General features: G+C 68.7%; 1 protein-coding gene. It reads right to left on the minus strand.

The window, feature by feature from the left end:
- Positions 1-398, minus strand: a 398-nt coding sequence (locus ACHAAC_RS17465) for a hypothetical protein (RefSeq protein ID WP_435717656.1), incomplete at its 3' end; no start/stop codon positions are given.
- Between the last annotated feature and the right edge of the window lie 20 nt (positions 399-418).

Consider the following 418-nt stretch of genomic DNA (forward strand, 5'->3'; position numbering starts at 1 on the left):
TCGTAGGTCGGGGGTTCTTCGTCGCTCTCCGCGGCACCTTGGCCTGCGTAGCGTTGGGCGGAGGCGGTGTCGTGGCGGAGCTGGTCGTTGAGCTCCTCGACGCCGTCGTCGAAGGTGTCGACGCTGGTGGCGAACTCCTTGAGCAGGCCGACGGCGTAGTAGCCGGCCTGGGCGAGCTCGCTGGCTGCCAGCTGGACCTGGGCGGGGTTGGTGCGGGTGCCGGCTTCGATGGCGCCCTCGACGTCGCCGGCCACGTGCTGTTCGTCCTCGGCGAGCTCGCTGGCCAGTGCGGCGATGACGTTGGCGTTCTCGTTGGGGTCCTCGGCCGCGGCGCGGATGGTGTCGCCGGTGACGCCGTCGTGCAGGTCGCCATAGTTCTTGAACCAGTTCAGAGCCATCGTCGACATCCCCCTAGAAG

This window comes from Aeromicrobium sp. CF4.19 (assembly GCF_051262555.1).
GTDB lineage: Bacteria > Actinomycetota > Actinomycetes > Propionibacteriales > Nocardioidaceae > Aeromicrobium.